The sequence below is a fragment of the Mycobacterium sp. 134 genome (assembly GCF_048282715.1).
Lineage (GTDB): Bacteria > Actinomycetota > Actinomycetes > Mycobacteriales > Mycobacteriaceae > Mycobacterium > Mycobacterium septicum.
Map to the genome: position 1 here is coordinate 863,008 of NZ_JBLVUN010000008.1, position 17,200 is coordinate 880,207.

The window sequence follows — 17,200 nt, forward strand, 5'->3', positions numbered from 1 at the left end:
CCGTTCATTGCGCGGATGATCCACCGGCTGGCGGTGCTGATCATCCTCGGCTGGCTCGTGATCGTCGCGGTACTGACTTTCGCCGTCCCCTCGCTCGAACATGTGGGGCGGCAGTATTCGGTCTCGCTGGTTCCCCAGGACGCCCCGTCGTTCCAGGCGGCGCAGCGTATGGGCAAGAACTTCGGCGAATCCAATTCCGACAGTGTGGCAATGATCGTGCTGGAGAGCGACCAACCCCTCGGGGAGGAAGCGCACCGGTACTACAACGATCTGGTCCGGCAGTTGAACGCCGACACCCGTCATGTGCAGCACGTGCAGGATTACTGGGGTGATCCGCTCACGGCGCCCGCAGTCCAGAGCGCCGACGACAAAGCTGTTTATGTTCAGCTGAATCTGGCTGGTAACCAAGGCGAATCGCTGGCGAACGAGTCCGTGGAAGCAGTCCGGGGAATCGTGGATCGGACACCGCCGCCCGCGGGGCTGAAGGCCTACGTCACGGGCCCCGCGCCCTTGGTCTCGGATATGAACCACGCCGGAGACAAGTCCATCATCAAGATCACCGTGGTGTCGCTCGTCGTGATCCTGACGATGCTGCTCCTCGTCTACCGTTCGATCGTCACCGCGGTCCTGCTTCTGCTGATGGTGGGGATACAGGTTCAGGCGGCCCGTGGAGTGGTCGCGCTGCTCGGTGAACATCAGGTCATCGGGCTGTCGACATTCGCGGTCAACTTGCTGGTATCGCTGGGGATCGCGGTAGGAACCGACTACGGCATATTTTTCCTCGGGCGCTATCAGGAGGCGCGGCAGGCGGGTGAGGACCGGGACACCGCTTTCTACACCACGTATCGAAGTGTGGCGAAGGTGGTTCTGGGCTCCGGCCTGACCATTGCCGGGGCGATCTTCTGTCTGAGTTTCGCGCGGCTGCCGTATTTCCAGACGATGGGCGTTCCCACCGCCGTGGCGATGGTCGTCGCGGTCGCGGTGGCGCTCACCCTTGTTCCGGCCGCGCTCGTAGTCGGCGGTCGGTTCGGGCTGTTCGAGCCCAAGCGCAAGATCATCGTCCGGCGGTGGCGGCGGTTGGCGACAGCGATCGTCCGGTGGCCGGCACCCATCCTCGTCACGGCCAGTGTCATCGCGCTGATCGGTTTGCTGGCGCTACCGGCGTATCAGACCAGCTACAACGACCGCCTCTATGTGCCTGCCGACATTCCTGGCAATGTGGGCTATGCGGCCGCGGAGCGGCACTTTCCGCAGTCCCGCATGACCCCCGACGTCCTCATGCTCGAGTCCGACCACGACATGCGTACTCCGGCAGACCTACTGATACTGAACAAGGTGGCCAAGGCGATCTTCGCCGTCCCTGGCATATCCCGCGTACAGGCGATAACTCGGCCCGAGGGCAACCCGATCGACCGGACCTCGATACCGTTCCTGCTCAGCTTGCAGAATGCCAATCAAGAGCAGGTCATGCCGTTCCAGAAGAATCGCATGAAGGACCTGTTGAAGCAGGCCGACGATATGACCACGATGATCAATATCACGCAGCGTATTTACGGTGTTGGCCTGAAAATGATCAACACGACTCACCTGATGACGCAGGACACGCGTGAATTGGCGGAAGTCACCGATGAGTTGCGCGACCACATTGCTGATTTCGATGATTTCTTCCGGCCCATTCGCAACTATTTCTACTGGGAGCCGCACTGCTTCGATATTCCGTTCTGCTGGTCGACAAGATCACTGTTCGACGCACTCGACGGGGTCGATGCGGTTTCCGACGGAGTATTTGAGCTCAGCCGGGAGACCGACCGGCTCGACGTGCTCATGCCCCAGATGATCGCCCAGTTCCCGAAGATGATCGACAGCATGAAGGCGATGCGAGCCGCCATTCTCACCATGCACAGCACCATGGCGGGTTCCATCGCCATGATGGACGAGGTGAGCGAGGACGCCACCGCGATGGGGCAGGCGTTCGACGCGGCGCGAAACGATGACTCGTTCTACATTCCGCCCGAAGTTCTGGAGAACAAGGACTTCAAACGCGCGATGAACCTGTTCTTCTCGCCGGACGGGAAGTCGGTCCGTTTCATCATTTCGCACCGCGGGGATCCGGCGACGCCCGAAGGCATTGCACGGGTCGACGCGGTGCACAGGGCGGCCGAAGAGGCGCTCAAATTGACTCCTCTGGAGAGCGCCAAGATCTATTTGACCGGTACCGCTCCGACGTTCAAGGACATGCGTGACGGCTCGACGTACGACCTGTTGATCGCGGGGGTTGCCGCGCTCTGCCTGATTTTCGTCATCATGCTGATGGTTACGCGAAGCCTGATCGCCGCCCTGGTCATCGTCGGCACCGTGGCGCTGTCGCTCGGCGCGGCGTTCGGGCTCTCGGTGCTCATCTGGCAGCACATCCTCGGCATCAATCTGCATTGGCTCGTGCTCGCGATGTCTGTGATCGTTCTCCTTGCCGTCGGATCCGACTACAACCTCCTGTTGGTATCCCGGATGAAGGAGGAGATCGGGGCGGGGATCAACACCGGCATCATCCGGGCCATGGGCGGCAGCGGAAAGGTGGTGACCGCCGCGGGTCTGGTGTTCGCGTTCACCATGATGTCGATGGTGGCCAGCGATCTGCGCATCATCGGCCAGGTCGGTTCCACGATCGGTATCGGTCTGCTGTTGGACACGCTGGTGGTCCGCGCCCTCATGACGCCGTCCATCGCCGCGCTGCTGGGCCGCTGGTTCTGGTGGCCGCAGATGGTGCGGCAGCGGCCGGCCAGTTCGATGTTGCGCGATTCGGGACCGCGGCCTGTGGTCCGGTCCCTGCTGTTGCCTCCCGACGAACGCTGACACGGCAAACCGTTTTCATCGGCAAAGACCTGGCCCGTTCCGGTACAGCAAATCGCGAAAACCCGGAAGTGATCAAGCTCTGCGCGTTAGAGTCCGAAAATCGGGGGAGGAGGTCTACACGTCATGAAGCAAAATTCGGTCAAACTGGCTGTCGCCGTAGGCGGTCTGGCGGTGTTGTTGACCGCCGGCGCGGGTGTCGCATCCGCGGACCCCAGGCTGGATTCGGCGGTCAACACCACCTGTAGCTATCCGCAGGTGATGGGGGCACTGAATGCGCAGAGCCCCATGGCCGGGGCGTCGCCGGCGGTCCAGGATGTGCTGCGGCAGTTCCTGGGGTCGGGGCGCGACCAACGGCAACGGATGGCCGAGGGGATCGCCGCGCAGCCTGCGAACCAGCCGTACCTCGGGTTGTTGCAGACCGTTTTCGACACCTGCAACAACTTCTGAGCGCAACGCGTTCAGTACGTCGGCTTGGTTCCGCCGAGCTGCCTGGTCAGTGTGTCGGCCGTCGCCACCAGCGCACGCGCCCGATCGCTGATCTCCTTGTCCGTCAATGCCGTTCCGATGTGCAGTGACACCGCCATGATCTGGCGCTGGTAGTGGTCGAACACCGGCGCGGAGATGACGCTGATGTCATGTGGCCTTCGGCCGGCCGGTCCCTCGTCGCGCAGATACACCCGCTCGCCGATATCGGACACCAACTCGCTCAGCAGCGCACGCAGTTCGTCGGGCAGATTGGTCGACATCCCCGCCATCAGTGCGTAGAGCCTGCGGCCCCCGGGGGTCAGTCGTTCCACCAGATATCCGTCGGCGCGGCAGCTTTCGATCACCCGGTGCAACCGGGCGGATTCGGTGCGCAGCGGAATGGTCGGGACCTTGGCCAGCCAGGCGCGCAGCGCGTCGTCGTCCCACAGGACGAACATCAGTCCTACCGGCGGTGCGAACGGATAGCTCTGCCCGACCCTCACCCCGGGATCCCGGCCTGGTGGGCCGATCAGCTCCAGCACGGTGATCCGGTCGTCGACGACGGCGGTCAGTCCCGCGGAGGTGTCGAAAGCCGCTGACAGCGCGCGCAATTCCGCTCGTGCCGCCGGGTTGACGCGCATCGACTCCTGGGCCATCTGGCCGAGCGAGATCAGCGCCGGGCCGAGGCGGTACGACTTGTCCCGGCTGTTGTCCCCGGTTTCGCACACCAGATAGCCCGATTCGGTGAGCGTGCTCAGGATCCCCAGGCAGGTCGGCTTGCTCAGCCCGACCCGGCGGGTGAGCTCGGAGAGCCCGAACCGCTCCTGCGGATGGTGGGACAGGAAATCCAGGATGGCCACCACCCGGGCAGTGGGTGGTGAAGCGCGGCCGGCCGATTCGGCGTCTGACATCCGTCCTCCTGGCGGCAATCGGGCGTTGACTCGAATTGGAACGCGTTCTAGTGTCAGGTAGGAAACTCTACCACTGTGGTCCAATATTGGACCGAGAGAGCAGATGCTGATGTACTCACAACCATTGGTCGAGGCCATAGCCGAAGCTGAACGCCTGGTGACCGAGGCTGCCTTCATCGAATCCGAGGCCGATCTCCTCGAGGGCCTGCAATACCTGGCCGGGTGTATCGCGGCGTGCACCCACGTCGCGTTCGACTACGACCGCGACCATCCGTTCCTGCACAGCGGTACCGGGCCGTTCACCAAGATGGGCCTGGACAACCCCGACACCATGTACTTCGGCACCCGGGTCCAGCCCGGCCACGAGTACGTGGTCACCGGACGCCGTGGCACCACCACAGACGTGAGCTTCCAGCTCCTGGGCGGTGAGTACACCGACGCCAACGTGCCCGACAGTGAAACCGCGTTCGACGATCGCAAGCTCGACATCGCCGCCGACGGCACCTTCGAGTGGCGGTTCACCCCGGCCACGCCGTCGCAACTGGTGATCCGTGAGGTGTACAACGACTGGGCGGCCCAGCGCGGGTCGTTCGCGATCGCGCGCACCGACACCGCGGGGACGGCCCCGGCGCTGCTGACCAAGGAACTGATCGAGAAGCGTTACGCCACTGCCGGCAAGCAACTCGTGCAGCGCGTCAAGACGTGGCTGCAGTTCCCGAAGTGGTTCTACGACAACCTGCCTGTCAACACCCTCACCGCACCGCGGTTGACGCCGGGCGGACTGGCCACCCAGTACTCCTCGGTCGGACACTACGATCTGGCGCCCGATCAGGCCATCGTCATCACGCTTCCGGTCAGCGACGCTCCCTACCTCGGCTTCCAGCTGGGCAGCCTCTGGTACATCTCGCTGGACTACATCAACCATCAGACCTCTCTGAACGGCACGCAGGCCCAGGTCGATCCGGACGGCAAGATCCGCATTATCGTGTCCGACGCCAATCCCGGCGTCACCAACTGGTGCGAGACGCTCGGGCACACCAAGGGTTACCTGCAGTTCCGGTGGCAACGGGTGTCACGCGAGCTCACCGAAGCCGACGGCCCGAGCATCGAGATCGTCGGCGTCGACCAGATCGCCTCGGTATTGCCCCACTACGACTCCAACAAGATCTCAGAACAAGACTGGCGCGAGCGAATCGCCCTGCGTCAAAAGCAAATCGGCGAAAGGATGGTGGGTTAGCGCATGGCACTCCTGGAGAACAAGGTTGTCGTGATCAGCGGGGTCGGCCCCGGGCTCGGGACGACGCTGGCCCGCCGATGTGCCGAGGAGGGCGCCGACCTGGTGCTGGCCGCCCGCACGGTGGAGCGGCTCGAGGACGTGGCCAAAGAGGTGACGGCACTGGGCCGCCGCGCGCTCGCAGTGGGCACCGACATCACCGACGAGGATCAGGTCGCCAACGTGGTGGCCCGCACGATGGAGGAGTACGGCAAGGCTGACGTGTTGATCAACAACGCGTTCCGGGTACCGTCCATGAAGCCGTTCGCCAACACCACCTTCGAGCACATGCGGGATGCGATCGAGCTGACCGTGTTCGGTGCACTGCGCATGACCCAGGGCTTCACTCCGGCCCTGGAAGCCGCCAAAGGCTCAGTGGTGAACGTCAATTCGATGGTCGTGCGCCATTCACAGGCCAAGTACGGCGCGTACAAGATGGCGAAGTCGGCCCTGCTGGCGATGTCGCAGACCCTGTCAACTGAGCTGGGGGAGAAGGGTGTCCGGGTCAACTCGGTGCTACCCGGCTACATCTGGGGTGAAACTCTGGAGGGGTACTTCAACCATCAGGCGCAGAAGTACGGCACCACCGTCGAGCAGATCTACAACGCGTCAGCTGCCGGGTCCGATCTCAAGCGGCTGCCGACCGAGGACGAGGTGGCCTCGGCCATCCTGTTCATGGCGAGCGATCTGTCGAGCGGCATCACGGGTCAGGCCCTTGATGTGAACTGCGGAGAGTACAAGGCATGAGTGCCCCACGCACCGATGTCGGCACCGTCGAGGACCTGCACGCCTCGGCGGTAAAGGCCTGCGGTCTGGAGGATTTCGGCACCGACGACGACAACTACACCGAAGCGCTCGGGGTGCTGCTGGAGTCCTACCAGCGCGACGCCGATCTGACCGAGCTCGGCAGCAAGATGCAGCGCTTCTTCACCCGGAACGCGTTGGTGGCCCGTCTCGTCTCGGAAGCGGCGTTCAAGCAGTACCCGCAGCACGTCGACGTGCCGATCGAGCGGCCGATCTTCGTCACCGGCCTGCCGCGCACCGGGACCACGGTCATCCACCGGTTGCTGACCGCGGACCCGATGCACCAGGGACTGGAGATGTGGCTGGCGGAGTTCCCGCAGCCGCGGCCGCCGCGGGAAACCTGGCCGGACAACCCGGTCTTCAGCGCGCTGGATGCCCGGTTCAAGAAGGCGCACGAAGAGAACCCGGATTACACCGGCCTGCACTACATGACCGCCGACGAGGTCGAGGAATGCTGGCAGTTGCTGCGCCAGTCGTTGCACTCGGTGTCCTACGAGACGCTGGCCCATGTGCCGACCTACGCGCAGTGGCTGGCCCGGCAGGACTGGACCAAGCCGTATGCGCGGCACCGGAAGAACCTGCAGCTGATCGGCCTCAACGAGCCCGAAAAGCGTTGGGTGCTCAAGAACCCCAGTCACCTGTTCGCCCTCGACGCGCTGTTCGCGACGTATCCGGACGCGCTGGTCGTCCAGTGCCACCGACCGGCGGAGACCATCATGGCCTCGATGTGCTCGCTGGCGCAGCACACGACCGCAGGCTGGTCCAACACATTCACTGGAAACGTGATCGGCGAAGACTCCATGGAAACCTGGTCGCGCGGGCTGGAGCTGTTCAATGCCGAACGGGCCAAGCATGATCCGGCCCAGTTCTGCGACGTGGACTACTTCGAGTTCGTCGAGGACCCGATCGGTGCGGTCGAAGGCATCTACCGGACGTTCGGGCTGGACTTCACCGACGCCGCACGGCAAGCGATGATCGACAGTCACAACGCCAGCAAGCAGGGGCCCCGCGCACCGAAACATACCTACTCACTGGCCGACTACGGATTGTCCTCCGAGACGGTCAGGGAGCGGTTCAAGGGGCTGTAGAGGCGAACCTCCGAGATGAAGGTCTATCTGGCGCTCGACCCGCGTAAGCCGCTGACCGCCACCGCGGACTATGCGCGGCGGGCCGAGCGCCTGGGCTGTGACGGCCTGCACGTCGCCGAGACCGTGCACGACTCGCTCGCGGTCTCGCTTCTGGCTCTCGAACACACGTCGCGCATCACCGTGCGTACCGCCGTGACCCTGGCGTTCGTGCGCAGCCCCACGCTGACGGCGTACACGGCCTGGGATCTGTCAATGCTCTCCGGTGGGCGATTCGAACTGGGTCTGGGCACGCAGATCAAACAGAACATCCGGGACCGCTACGGCATGCCGTGGAGCGATCCGATCGCCCGGCTCAGGGATTACGTGGGTGCGCTGGACGCCCTGTTCGACGCGTTCCGAACCGGGGACACAGTGCATTTCGAGAGCGACAACTACCGGCTGACCCGGATGCAGCCGTACTTCAACCCCGGCCCGGGCGACGCAGTGCGCCCGCCGATCTGGCTCGGTGCGGTGAATGCCGGAATGTGCGAACTCGCCGGCGGCGTCGCGCGCGGGATCGTCACGCACTCGACCAACTCGGACCCGGGTTACCTGCGTGACGTGGTGCGCCCGGCGCTGGCGCGGGGTGCCGAGACTTCGGGCAGGGCAGACGAACCGCTCGTCGTCGCCTCGACGGCGATCGCCACCGGCCGCACTGATGAAGCGGTGGCCGGGGAACGGGAACGGCAGCGCCGGATGTTGGCATTCCTGTATTCGACGCCCGCGTACGCGACGGGTCTGGCCCGGCGCGGCCTGGCTGACCTCCCAGACCGGCTACGGTCGCTGGTGCGGACCGAGCTGTGGGACGAATTACCTTCGGTGTTGACCGATTCCATACTGGACGAGCTGTTGGTCTGCGGGCGTCACGACGAGATCCCCGCCATGCTGAAGGCGAGATTCGGCGATGTCGCCGACGGTATCGTGCTGCCGCCGCTGGGCGACGAGGATGACGACGAATCGTTGGGTGCCTGCGTGGCCGAACTGCAGTGGGCGAACTAGCCGTCGCCGGGGGAAGGCGCGGAGGACACCTCTTCCAGGCACCCTTCGGCGACCGCATGCTTGATGCTGTCGGTCAGCCGAGGGCATGACCGCGTCCGGGCCGGATCTCCTCCGCTGGAACGGATCTCCTCGAAAGTGGCGCAGCGCCGTACCGCTTCGGAATTCCACTGGACCGAAGTGTGTTCGGCGCTGAGCTTTTTCACCTGAACGGCGACATGGCAGAACCGGCAGTCGACCGACACCAGCCCCGAGGTCAGATAGCGCTCGCGGTCTCGTGCGCTGGATTCGCGGACTGCCGCGGCGCGTTCCGGATCGGACGCGAAATTCGGTGCCTTGGCCCATGATCCGCCGGGCGAACTCGTGCTGTCGCCGCCGTGATGATCGTCATCGTCATGCGCGCCGTGCAGCAACAGCATCGAGCGGGCCAGGTCGTCGACATCGGGCGCCTGGCTCCGCTCGTTGCGTGTCGTCATCAGGACTGCGCTGTTTCTTTCTCGGCCGACTTCTGCTCGGCCTGGATCCTCAGGTTCTCCTCGACCTCCACGTGCCACTTCTCGTTGGCGGCGGTGGTGTCGATCTCCATCTCGAAGCGGTCGGTCATGTCGGACGTGATGTCGGCGACGTCGACATAGAACTGCTGGTACCAGCGCCGCATCTGGTAGACGGCGCCGTCCTCTTCGACCAGCAGCGGGTTGTCGATGCGGGTCTTGTGCTTCCAGATCTCGACGTCCTGCAGGAAGCCCTGGCTGACCCCGTCGGTCATCGCGTTGGCGAGCTTCTGGGTGGTCTTCTCGTCCATGCCCTTGGGCTTCTCGACGATGACGCCCCACTGCAGCATGAAGGCGTCCTGGCTGACCGGGTAGTGGCAGTTGATCAGGATCGACTCGGCCTTGTAGCCGGCGTAGTTGTTGTGCAGCCAGTTGATCATGAAGGACGGCCCGAAGTAGGAGGCTTCGGAGTCCAGGTGCGACTCACCGTACTGGGTGCCCATGCCGCCGATGTCCTGGCGGCCCACGTTGTGCAGGTACTGCGAGGCGATGTGGCCTTCGAAGACGTTCTTGAAGTACGTCGGCAGCCCGTAGTGGATGTAGAAGAAGTGCGCCATGTCGGTGACGTTGTCGATGATCTCGCGGCAGTTGCTGCCCTCGATCAGCATCGAGTTCCACTGCCACTCGGTCCAGTCGTCGCTGGCCGCTTCGGGGATCTCCGGGATCTGGACCTCGGGCTGGGGGTCGTTGCCCTCGTGGTCGTGCCAGACGAACAGCAGTCCGCCACGCACGTCGGTGTGCCAGGCGCGGGTGCGGGCCAGCCGCGGGGTGCGCTTGGCGTAGGGGACGAGCTTGCACTTGCCGTCACCGCCCCAGCGCCAGTCGTGGAACGGGCAGGCCACGGTGTCGCCCTTGATGGTTCCCTGTGACAGGTCGCCACCCATGTGCCGGCAGTAGCCGTCAAGAACCTTCAACTCGCCCTGGGAATCGGCGAACACCACCAGCTTGGTGCCGAAGATCTCGACAGAGTGCGGCTGACCGTCAAGGAAGTTCTTGACCGGTCCCAGGCAGTGCCAGCCCCGCGCATAGCGGTCTGGCAGGGCGCCGGTGTCGATCTCTCTGATGCCGGCATGTTCGGTAGTCACGGTGGGCCTCCCGTATCGGTGCTCTCTAACTAGAACACGTTACAGTTTTTTGAGGCCTCATGGCAATAATTGAGGCGTGACCTGCGGCATACCCGCTGTGAGCGGGGGTTACTCCCGCTCCGGAAGGCCTATTCTCAACGCGATCTGTTGCATCCGGCCGACACTGGCCACGGTCTGCGGAGATACCGGATCGTCCGGGTTGCTGTCGAACTCCAGACGCACCACCGCGCGCCCCTGGGTGTACATCAGCAGGGTCACGGCCTTCTTGCCGTCCGGTGCGGTGCCCGAGATGACGGTCCCGTTCGAACCCACCGGCACCGGCTGCGGCTGGCCGCCGGTCACCATGGCGCTCACCGCCGCGGAGGCTTGTTTGAGCGTTGCCGCGGCTGTGTCCGCATCGGGGTAGATCAGGATCGTGTCGGCGATCGCCCGGGTGTCGTCGGCGTTGACGAACAGCGCGCTGGCCCCGGACTGACCGTCGGGGTTGACGTTGCTGGACCGCGCTGTGAACGAGTCCGGCGGAATGCTGACATCCTCGGCCTGCAGCAGCAGATGGCTGTAGTCGGAAGCCTGCGATTTCGGCGGCTTCGGTGCGGCTGCAGACGTCGACGTGGACGGCGGGGCAACCCACGGCGTACTCGGCGAATCCCCGGCAGGGGAGCATGCGACCGCCGTGCCGACGACAGCCGCGGCAAGACCGATGGTGATCAAGAACCTGGGGTGATTGGTTGTCGTGAGCGACATAGTTACTGTTCAGGGTACGCGTCGCTGCGCCGCGGCCGGTTTCCTGCGGTATATGTGGACGATGCCGCTGTATTCGTTCGAGGGCCGGGCGCCGTGGTGGACCCAAGCGCATTCGTGGCCCCGACGGCAACACTGATCGGCAATGTGACGGTCGAGGCCGGTGCCTCGGTGTGGTTCAACACCGTGCTGCGAGGTGACTTCGCCCCCATCGTCATCCGCCAGGGCGCCAACGTCCAAGACGGTTCGGTGTTACACGCGCCACCGGGGATCCCGGTCGACATCGGCCCGGGCGCGACGGTCGCCCACATGTGCGTCGTACATGGCGCACACGTGGGCGAGGAGGCGCTGATCGCCAACCACTGCACAGTGCTCGACGGGGCGGTGATCGGCCGGCGCAGTCTGATCGCCGCACACTCTCTGGTAGTCGGGGGCACCAAGATTCCCGACGAGGTGTTGGTCACCGGTGCACCCGCGAAGATCCGCGGACCCATCGCGGGCACCGGCGCACAGACGTGGGTGCAGACCAACCCGGCGGCGTACCGGGAGCTGGCCCAGCGCTACCTGACCGGGCTTGCCGAGCTCTAGCTCTCGATCTTCTCGGCGCTCGCGCGGTCCACTTCCCAGTAGGCCCGCAACGCCACCAGCTGGCCCGCGTCATTCGCGCGGTAGGTGAAGACACCCGGGGTGGTGATGCGGTGCCCGCCCATCGTGGTGACGATGCTGCCGATGTTGGCTTCCTCGTTGCCGCACTGGAACGTGTCGGCGAAGTTGAACTCGAGGTTGTCGGTCGGGGCGATGGCCTTGTCCCAGAACGCCGCGATGGCTTCCCTGCCCTGGTGGCCGTTGCCTTCAGGGTCGAAGAACGACGGCCCGATGGGATCCTGCACGATCGCGTCGTCGGCGAAATTGTCCAGCCAGGTCTGCTTGTCCCGAGCGGCGACCGCATCCCGGGATCGCTTGCCCGCCAGGTGGGCTGGATGTTGCGGATCGGTGACGGCCATGTCAGTCCTGCCAGCCTGAGTGGATGTAGGTGTCGGCGAACCGCTTGAGCGAATCCTGCTTCTTCTCCAGCGGGGCATCGAAACCCAGGCCCTCGAGCATCCAGGGAATGACGATGTTGTCGGTGATACCGGCCTCGGCCAGCTGGCGGTGCCCGTCGACATCGAATTTGTCGATGCACACCGACTGGAACTCGAAAGGCTCATCGGCCCTGCCGTATTCGCTCCGCAGCTTGTTGATCGCCGTCACGGTCTCGGCCAGCTGTGCACAGGTCATCATCGCGCTGGTCCAGCCGTCACCCACACGGGCGGCTCGCTTGAGTGCCACCGGCGTGTGCCCGCCGACGTAGAACGGCACGGGCTCGGACGGCGCCGGGCTCATCTGCAGACGCTCGAAATCGTAGAACTCGCCATGGAACTCGACCATGCCGCCGCCGAGCACGAGCTTGAGCACCTCGATCATCTCGTCGACGCGCGCCCCCCGCTTGGCGAACGGAACCCCACACCACTCGAATTCCTCTGGTGCCCAACCGATCCCGACGCCGAACCCGAATCGGTTGTTGGTCAGGTTGGCCACCGAGCCGACCTGGCGGGCCAGCAGCAGCGGGTTGCGCGACCCCAGCTTCATGACGTTGGTGTAGAACCGCAGCCTCGAGGTCGCCGCCCCCATCGAGGCCGCCGCGATCAGCGGATCGACCCACGGGGTCTCGGCGTTCCACATCCGCGAACCGTCCGGGGTGTACGGATAGTCCGCGGCCTGCTTCTCCATGTAGAACAGCGAGTCGGGCAGTGCGATCGAATCGAACCCGACTTCCTCTGCGGTGCGGGCCAATCCGGTCAGATGCTCCAGCGGGCCCATGGCCACGCTGAGGGTGTACTTCATGTGCGTCATGACTTCGGCTCGCCTGGTTTGTCAGAGCCGACCACCCACATGGAGTAGTACTGCGCGCCACCGCCATAGGCGTGGCCCAGCGCCTTGCGGGCGCCCTCGACCTGGTGGTCGCCGGCCTTGCCCATCACCTGGATCGCCGATTCGGCGAACCGGATCATGCCGGACGCGCCGATCGGGTTGCTGCTCAGCACACCGCCGGACGCGTTGAACGGGATCTTCCCGCCGATGGCCGTCTCGCCGGCCTCGGTGAGCTTCCAGCCCTCGCCCTCGGCGGCAAAACCGAGGCTCTCCAGCCACATCGGTTCGTACCAGGAGAAGGGCACGTACACCTCGGCGGCATCGATCTCGTCGATGGGGCTTGTGATGCCGGCTGCCTTCCACAACGCCGCGGCGGCGTCGCGACTGGCCTGCGGGTTGACCTGATCTCGGCCGGCGTAAGCCAGCGGCTCGGTGCGCAGCGCGGTGGCGTGGATCCAGGCCACGGGATGCCCGTTGGCGAGATGCGCTTCTGCGGCTTCTTCATTGCCGATCACCATGGCCGCCGCGCCGTCGGACGACGGGCAGGTCTCGTCGTAACGGATCGGATCCCACAGCATCGGGGAGGACATCACCTTCTCGACCGTGATGTCCGGCTGGTGCAGATGCGCCAGCGGATTCTTCGCGCCGTTGAGCCGGTCCTTGACCGCCACCATGGCGCCGATGTGGTTGGGAGCGCCCGACCGGCGGATGTAGGCACGCACGTGCGGTGCGAAGTACCCACCGGCGCCGGCACCGACCGGCTTGGTGAAGGGCACCGGAATGCTCAACGCCCACATGGCGTTCGATTCCGACTGCTTCTCCCACGCCATCGTCAGGACGCGCTTGTACTTGCCGGACTGCACCAGGCTGGCCGCCACGATCGCGGTCGAACCGCCCACCGATCCGGCGGTGTGCACCCGGATCAACGGCTTGTTCGTCGCGCCGGTGGCATCGGCCATGAACAGCTCGGGCATCATGACGCCTTCGAAGAAGTCGGGCGCCTTGCCCACCACGACGGCGTCGATGTCATCGAACGTGCAAGCGGAATCCGCCAGCGCGCGGTCGATGGCCTCGCGGACCAGACCGTTCATGGACACGTCGTGCCGCTTGGCCACGTACTTCGTCTGCCCGGTGCCCAGCACCGCGGCGAGCTGTCCTGCCACGATTTTATTTCCCTTCCAGGACGGCGACGAGATTCTGTTGCAGCGCAGGGCCGCTCGTGGCATGCGCCAGGACGCGCTGCGCGGAACCGTCGAAGATGTGCTGCGCGGCGAAACCGATGCGTTCCAGTCCGGCCGAGAACATCGGATTGGCGGCCAGGGCGCCTCCCGACGGATTGACCTTTGTCGACGAGCCCAGCCCGATCGCCTCGGTGAGGATCAGCTGCTGATGGGTGAACGGGGCGTAGATCTCCGCGATGTCGATGGAGCCCACATCACCGCCGGTGGCGGCCTTGGCCGACGCAGCGGTCGAGGGTGAGGTGACCAGGTCCCGCGCGCCCAGGATCGGTGTCTCGATCCGATGCTCGAAACCGGTGATCCAGGCCGGGTTTTCACGGAGTTCGCGGGCCCTGTCGCCGGCGGCCAGCACGATCGCGGACGCGCCGTCGGTGATCGGGGCGATGTCGTGACGACGCAGTGGATCGGCGAAATATGGCTGGGCCAGTAGGTCGCTGATGGTCCCGGTTGCTGCCACGTTATCGGTACGTCCGCCTGCGGCAAAGGAATCCAGCGCCACCTGGGCCATCTGCTCGGCGGTCCACTTGCCGGCATCCAGGCCGGCCCGCGCCTGCAGGCCCGCCATCGACACCGAATCAGGCCACAGCGGCCCGACGGTGTAGGGATCGGTCTGCAAGGCCAGCACCCGGCGCAAGGTGCCTGCCGACGACTTGCCGAAGCCGTACACCAGCGCGGTCTCCACCTGGCCGGTCAACAACTTGATGTAGGCCTCGTACAAGGCCCAGGCCGCGTCCATCTCGACATGCGACTCGTTGATGGGCGGGATGGCGCCGATCGAGTCGATCGCGGAGATGAACGAAAATGCCCTACCGGCAAGGTAATCCGACGATCCGGAGCACCAGAATCCGATGTCGGTCTGCTTGAGGCCGAGTTCTTCATAGAGCTTGTGGAAACACGGCATCAGCATCTCGACGCCGTTGGTGGTGCCGTCTGTGCGGCGGACGTGGGGCGCGTGCGCGAAGCCCACCACTGCGATATCAGTCATTTGGCAGGCCTTTACAGGTGGTGCTTGTAGGAGTCGTAATCGGCATCGGGTTCGCCGGTGGGCTTGAAGTAGTCGATGTTGTCGATACCCAGGCCCCATTCCTCGCGGGGCTTCCACACGGCCTGCACGCGCATACCCATCCGCACGTCCGCCGGGTCGATCTCGGTCACCAGGTGCAAGAACGGGATGTCGGCGCCGTCGAGCAGCACGTACGCCGCGACATAGGGCGGCTTGATGCGCTGGCCGGGGAACGGGATGTTGATGATCGCGAACGTGGTGACCGTGCCCTGGTCCGGCAGCTCGATGAACTCGTCGAGCTCCAAACCGGTCGCGGGATCGGCTTCCTTCGGCGGGAAGTAGACCTTGCCGGGCTTGCCGTCGCGGCTCTTCTTGGTCCGGCCGCCGAGCAGCTTGCCTTCTTCGAGAGCCTTGAGGAACGTGGTCTCGGGCAGGGACGCGGTGTGCTGGATCTCGATGAAACTGGGGGTCACCTGCACCGTGACGGGCTCGCGGTCATCCGGGCTGGAGGATGCTTCCACTGGTTCTTCCTGGTCGCCGGGCAGGAAGTAGGCGATATCGGTGATCGCTCCGACCGGCTCGTCGATCCAGTGCGCGTGCACGCGGTCGCCACTTTTCAGGGTGCCCTCGGGGGCATCGACGGCGTGCAGCAGCGCGGTGTCCGCGCCGTCGAGTTTGATCAGCGCCCACGCGAACGGACGGTCGAGCGGCTGACCCTCCAGCGGGGTCGACTGCCAGGTCCAGGACTGCACCGTGCCGACCGCGCTGACGGGCACGACCTCGGTCAGGGCCGCGTAGGTGACCGGGTCATACTCAGCGGGTGGTACGTGCACCCGACCATCTGATCCGCGTACGCCGACGATGCGTCGGTCGCGTAGTGCGGTGAAGAACTGGGACAGGAGCGGTCCGACTGAACGGGTGTAGTCGAATGAGAGCTTCAGCGGCGCCGAGAGGGGCCGCTCATGCTTGTCGATCTGCACCGGGCTGCTTTGGCCTGTGGTCACAGCATCGAGTAGAACAGGTTCTAAGAATGGTTTCAACCATGTGTGGAAAGGCGAGCTAATGAAGTTGGGTCTTCAACTCGGATACTGGGGCGCCCAGCCGCCGACCAACCACGCCGAACTCGTCGCCGCCGCGGAGGCGGAGGGCTTCGACACCGTCTTCACCGCAGAGGCCTGGGGCTCGGACGCGTACACCCCGCTGGCCTGGTGGGGGCGGGAGACCACCCGCATGCGGCTGGGTACCTCGGTCATTCAGTTGTCCGCCCGTACCCCCACCGCGTGCGCGATGGCCGCGCTGACGCTGGATCACCTCTCCGGCGGCCGGCACATCCTGGGCCTCGGTGTGTCCGGGCCGCAGGTGGTCGAGGGCTGGTACGGCGCGAAGTTCCCGAAGCCGCTGGCCCGCACCCGCGAGTACATCGACATCCTGCGCCAGGTGTGGGCGCGCGAGGCCCCGGTGCACAGCGACGGCCCGCACTACCCGCTGCCCCTTACCGGCGAGGGCACCACCGGCCTGGGTAAGAACCTCAAGCCCATAACCCATCCGCTGCGCGCCGACATCCCGGTGATGCTGGGTGCCGAGGGACCCAAGAACGTCGCACTGACGGCCGAGATAGCCGACGGCTGGCTGCCGATCTTCTACTCGCCGCGCATCGCCGGCATGTACAACGAGTGGCTGGACGAGGGCTTCGCCCGGCCCGGCGCCGGCGGACCCGGGAGACCTTCGAGATCTGTGCGACCGCGCAGGTCGTGGTCACCGACGACCGGCCCGCGATCATGGAGCTGATGAAGCCGCACCTGGCGCTGTACATGGGCGGAATGGGCGCCGAGGACACCAACTTCCACGCCGACGTGTACCGCCGTATGGGTTACGCCGAGGTCGTCGAGGACGTGACTCGCCTTTTCCGCAGTGACCGCAAAGATGAAGCGGCCAAGGTCATTCCCGACGAATTGGTCGATGATTCCGCGATCGTCGGCAACCTCGACTACGTCAAGGAGCAGATCAAGGCCTGGGAGGCCTCGGGCGTGACCATGATGGTCGTCGGTGCCCGCTCCGTCGAGCAGATCAAGGATCTCGCTGCCCTCGTGTAGGCCCGTTTCCGGGTGCGAGCAGACGCGCCGGTAACCGCTGAAAGCGCGTTTCCGGGTACGTCCGCGTCTGTTCGTTCCCGATGAGTAGACACTTTGTTGCAACCTGTCTAGTCGAGGTTCTAGATTTATGGCGTGAGTCACAGCGCGCCCGC

15 protein-coding genes and 2 pseudogenes are annotated in these 17,200 nt (G+C 65.0%); 8 read left to right on the forward strand and 9 right to left on the reverse strand.

Annotated features, from left to right (window positions below; all coding sequences use genetic code 11):
* Nucleotides 1-15: 15 nt before the first annotated feature.
* The gene (locus ACNQVK_RS08720) at nt 16-2,850 is read left to right on the forward strand and encodes an RND family transporter (protein ID WP_418034049.1); all 2,835 of its coding nucleotides are present in this window, start codon (nt 16-18) and stop codon (nt 2,848-2,850) included.
* A 123-nt stretch (nt 2,851-2,973) separates the two neighbouring features.
* Nucleotides 2,974-3,297 carry a hemophore-related protein gene (locus tag ACNQVK_RS08725; RefSeq protein ID WP_409548333.1) on the forward strand — a complete coding sequence of 108 codons (324 nt, stop codon included), beginning with the start codon at nt 2,974-2,976 and terminating at the stop codon, nt 3,295-3,297.
* 11 nt (nt 3,298-3,308) lie between these two features.
* Here the strand turns inward: ACNQVK_RS08725 and ACNQVK_RS08730 are convergent, their stop codons facing one another.
* On the reverse strand, nt 3,309-4,226 hold the full coding sequence (locus ACNQVK_RS08730) for an IclR family transcriptional regulator (protein ID WP_418029202.1): 918 nt from the start codon (nt 4,224-4,226) through the stop codon (nt 3,309-3,311).
* 109 nt (nt 4,227-4,335) lie between these two features.
* Here ACNQVK_RS08730 and ACNQVK_RS08735 point away from each other — a divergent pair, with 109 nt between their 5' ends.
* The 4 genes from ACNQVK_RS08735 to ACNQVK_RS08750 are packed head-to-tail and all read left to right on the forward strand — an operon-like array spanning nt 4,336 to nt 8,429.
* A complete protein-coding gene (locus tag ACNQVK_RS08735) occupies nt 4,336-5,463 on the forward strand; it encodes a hypothetical protein (protein WP_418029204.1) in 1,128 nt (375 codons plus the stop codon).
* A gap of 3 nt (nt 5,464-5,466) precedes the next feature.
* The gene (locus ACNQVK_RS08740; RefSeq protein ID WP_418029205.1) at nt 5,467-6,246 is read left to right on the forward strand and encodes an SDR family oxidoreductase; all 780 of its coding nucleotides are present in this window, start codon (nt 5,467-5,469) and stop codon (nt 6,244-6,246) included.
* Nucleotides 6,243-7,391, forward strand: coding sequence for a sulfotransferase family protein (locus ACNQVK_RS08745; RefSeq protein ID WP_418029206.1), 1,149 nt, complete (start codon nt 6,243-6,245; stop codon nt 7,389-7,391). The genes ACNQVK_RS08740 and ACNQVK_RS08745 overlap by 4 nt, the downstream gene beginning before the upstream one ends.
* Nucleotides 7,392-7,406: 15 nt before the next feature.
* Complete coding sequence (locus ACNQVK_RS08750; protein WP_418029207.1) at nt 7,407-8,429, forward strand: TIGR03617 family F420-dependent LLM class oxidoreductase; 1,023 nt, start codon at nt 7,407-7,409, stop codon at nt 8,427-8,429.
* Here the strand turns inward: ACNQVK_RS08750 and ACNQVK_RS08755 are convergent.
* From ACNQVK_RS08755 to ACNQVK_RS08765, 3 genes are all read right to left on the reverse strand, one after another.
* The gene (locus ACNQVK_RS08755) at nt 8,426-8,902 is read right to left on the reverse strand and encodes a hypothetical protein (protein ID WP_418029208.1); all 477 of its coding nucleotides are present in this window, start codon (nt 8,900-8,902) and stop codon (nt 8,426-8,428) included. The genes ACNQVK_RS08750 and ACNQVK_RS08755 overlap by 4 nt on opposite strands.
* Nucleotides 8,902-10,062, reverse strand: coding sequence for a Rieske 2Fe-2S domain-containing protein (locus ACNQVK_RS08760; RefSeq protein WP_418029210.1), 1,161 nt, complete (start codon nt 10,060-10,062; stop codon nt 8,902-8,904). The genes ACNQVK_RS08755 and ACNQVK_RS08760 overlap by 1 nt, the downstream gene beginning before the upstream one ends.
* 108 nt (nt 10,063-10,170) lie before the next feature.
* Nucleotides 10,171-10,806 (reverse strand): hypothetical protein, encoded by a 636-nt coding sequence (locus ACNQVK_RS08765; RefSeq protein WP_418029211.1) that lies wholly within the window; start codon nt 10,804-10,806, stop codon nt 10,171-10,173.
* Nucleotides 10,807-10,867: 61 nt separating this feature from the next.
* On the opposite strand from ACNQVK_RS08765, the pseudogene ACNQVK_RS08770 reads away from it, so the two are divergent.
* A pseudogene (locus tag ACNQVK_RS08770) lies at nt 10,868-11,391 on the forward strand (gamma carbonic anhydrase family protein).
* Here the strand turns inward: ACNQVK_RS08770 and ACNQVK_RS08775 are convergent.
* The 5 genes from ACNQVK_RS08775 to ACNQVK_RS08795 are packed head-to-tail and all read right to left on the reverse strand — an operon-like array spanning nt 11,388 to nt 15,959.
* Complete coding sequence (locus ACNQVK_RS08775; RefSeq protein WP_418029212.1) at nt 11,388-11,807, reverse strand: nuclear transport factor 2 family protein; 420 nt, start codon at nt 11,805-11,807, stop codon at nt 11,388-11,390. The pseudogene ACNQVK_RS08770 and the gene ACNQVK_RS08775 overlap by 4 nt on opposite strands.
* A 1-nt stretch (nt 11,808) precedes the next feature.
* Nucleotides 11,809-12,687 carry a TIGR03619 family F420-dependent LLM class oxidoreductase gene (locus ACNQVK_RS08780; protein ID WP_418034051.1) on the reverse strand — a complete coding sequence of 293 codons (879 nt, stop codon included), beginning with the start codon at nt 12,685-12,687 and terminating at the stop codon, nt 11,809-11,811.
* A gap of 5 nt (nt 12,688-12,692) precedes the next feature.
* A complete protein-coding gene (locus ACNQVK_RS08785) occupies nt 12,693-13,877 on the reverse strand; it encodes a thiolase domain-containing protein (RefSeq protein WP_418029213.1) in 1,185 nt (394 codons plus the stop codon).
* Nucleotides 13,878-13,881: 4 nt separating this feature from the next.
* Nucleotides 13,882-14,937 (reverse strand): thiolase domain-containing protein, encoded by a 1,056-nt coding sequence (locus ACNQVK_RS08790; protein WP_418029214.1) that lies wholly within the window; start codon nt 14,935-14,937, stop codon nt 13,882-13,884.
* Between the two features lie 11 nt (nt 14,938-14,948).
* A complete protein-coding gene (locus ACNQVK_RS08795; protein WP_409548345.1) occupies nt 14,949-15,959 on the reverse strand; it encodes a Zn-ribbon domain-containing OB-fold protein in 1,011 nt (336 codons plus the stop codon).
* A 58-nt stretch (nt 15,960-16,017) separates the two neighbouring features.
* On the opposite strand from ACNQVK_RS08795, the pseudogene ACNQVK_RS08800 reads away from it, so the two are divergent.
* Nucleotides 16,018-17,048: pseudogene (locus tag ACNQVK_RS08800) on the forward strand (LLM class F420-dependent oxidoreductase).
* Nucleotides 17,049-17,200: the final 152 nt, after the last annotated feature.

Excerpts from the sequence above, each read along its gene's own strand:
- ACNQVK_RS08720 (WP_418034049.1), top strand. The coding sequence starts at position 16 with ATGATCCACCGGCTGGCGGTGCTGATCATCCTCGGCTGGCTCGTGATC.
- ACNQVK_RS08725 (WP_409548333.1), top strand. The coding sequence starts at position 2,974 with ATGAAGCAAAATTCGGTCAAACTGGCTGTCGCCGTAGGCGGTCTGGCG.
- ACNQVK_RS08730 (WP_418029202.1), bottom strand. The coding sequence starts at position 4,226 with ATGTCAGACGCCGAATCGGCCGGCCGCGCTTCACCACCCACTGCCCGG.
- ACNQVK_RS08735 (WP_418029204.1), top strand. The coding sequence starts at position 4,336 with ATGTACTCACAACCATTGGTCGAGGCCATAGCCGAAGCTGAACGCCTG.
- ACNQVK_RS08740 (WP_418029205.1), top strand. The coding sequence starts at position 5,467 with ATGGCACTCCTGGAGAACAAGGTTGTCGTGATCAGCGGGGTCGGCCCC.
- ACNQVK_RS08745 (WP_418029206.1), top strand. The coding sequence starts at position 6,243 with ATGAGTGCCCCACGCACCGATGTCGGCACCGTCGAGGACCTGCACGCC.
- ACNQVK_RS08750 (WP_418029207.1), top strand. The coding sequence starts at position 7,407 with ATGAAGGTCTATCTGGCGCTCGACCCGCGTAAGCCGCTGACCGCCACC.
- ACNQVK_RS08755 (WP_418029208.1), bottom strand. The coding sequence starts at position 8,902 with ATGACGACACGCAACGAGCGGAGCCAGGCGCCCGATGTCGACGACCTG.
- ACNQVK_RS08765 (WP_418029211.1), bottom strand. The coding sequence starts at position 10,806 with ATGTCGCTCACGACAACCAATCACCCCAGGTTCTTGATCACCATCGGT.
- ACNQVK_RS08775 (WP_418029212.1), bottom strand. The coding sequence starts at position 11,807 with ATGGCCGTCACCGATCCGCAACATCCAGCCCACCTGGCGGGCAAGCGA.
- ACNQVK_RS08780 (WP_418034051.1), bottom strand. The coding sequence starts at position 12,687 with ATGAAGTACACCCTCAGCGTGGCCATGGGCCCGCTGGAGCATCTGACC.
- ACNQVK_RS08790 (WP_418029214.1), bottom strand. The coding sequence starts at position 14,937 with ATGACTGATATCGCAGTGGTGGGCTTCGCGCACGCGCCCCACGTCCGC.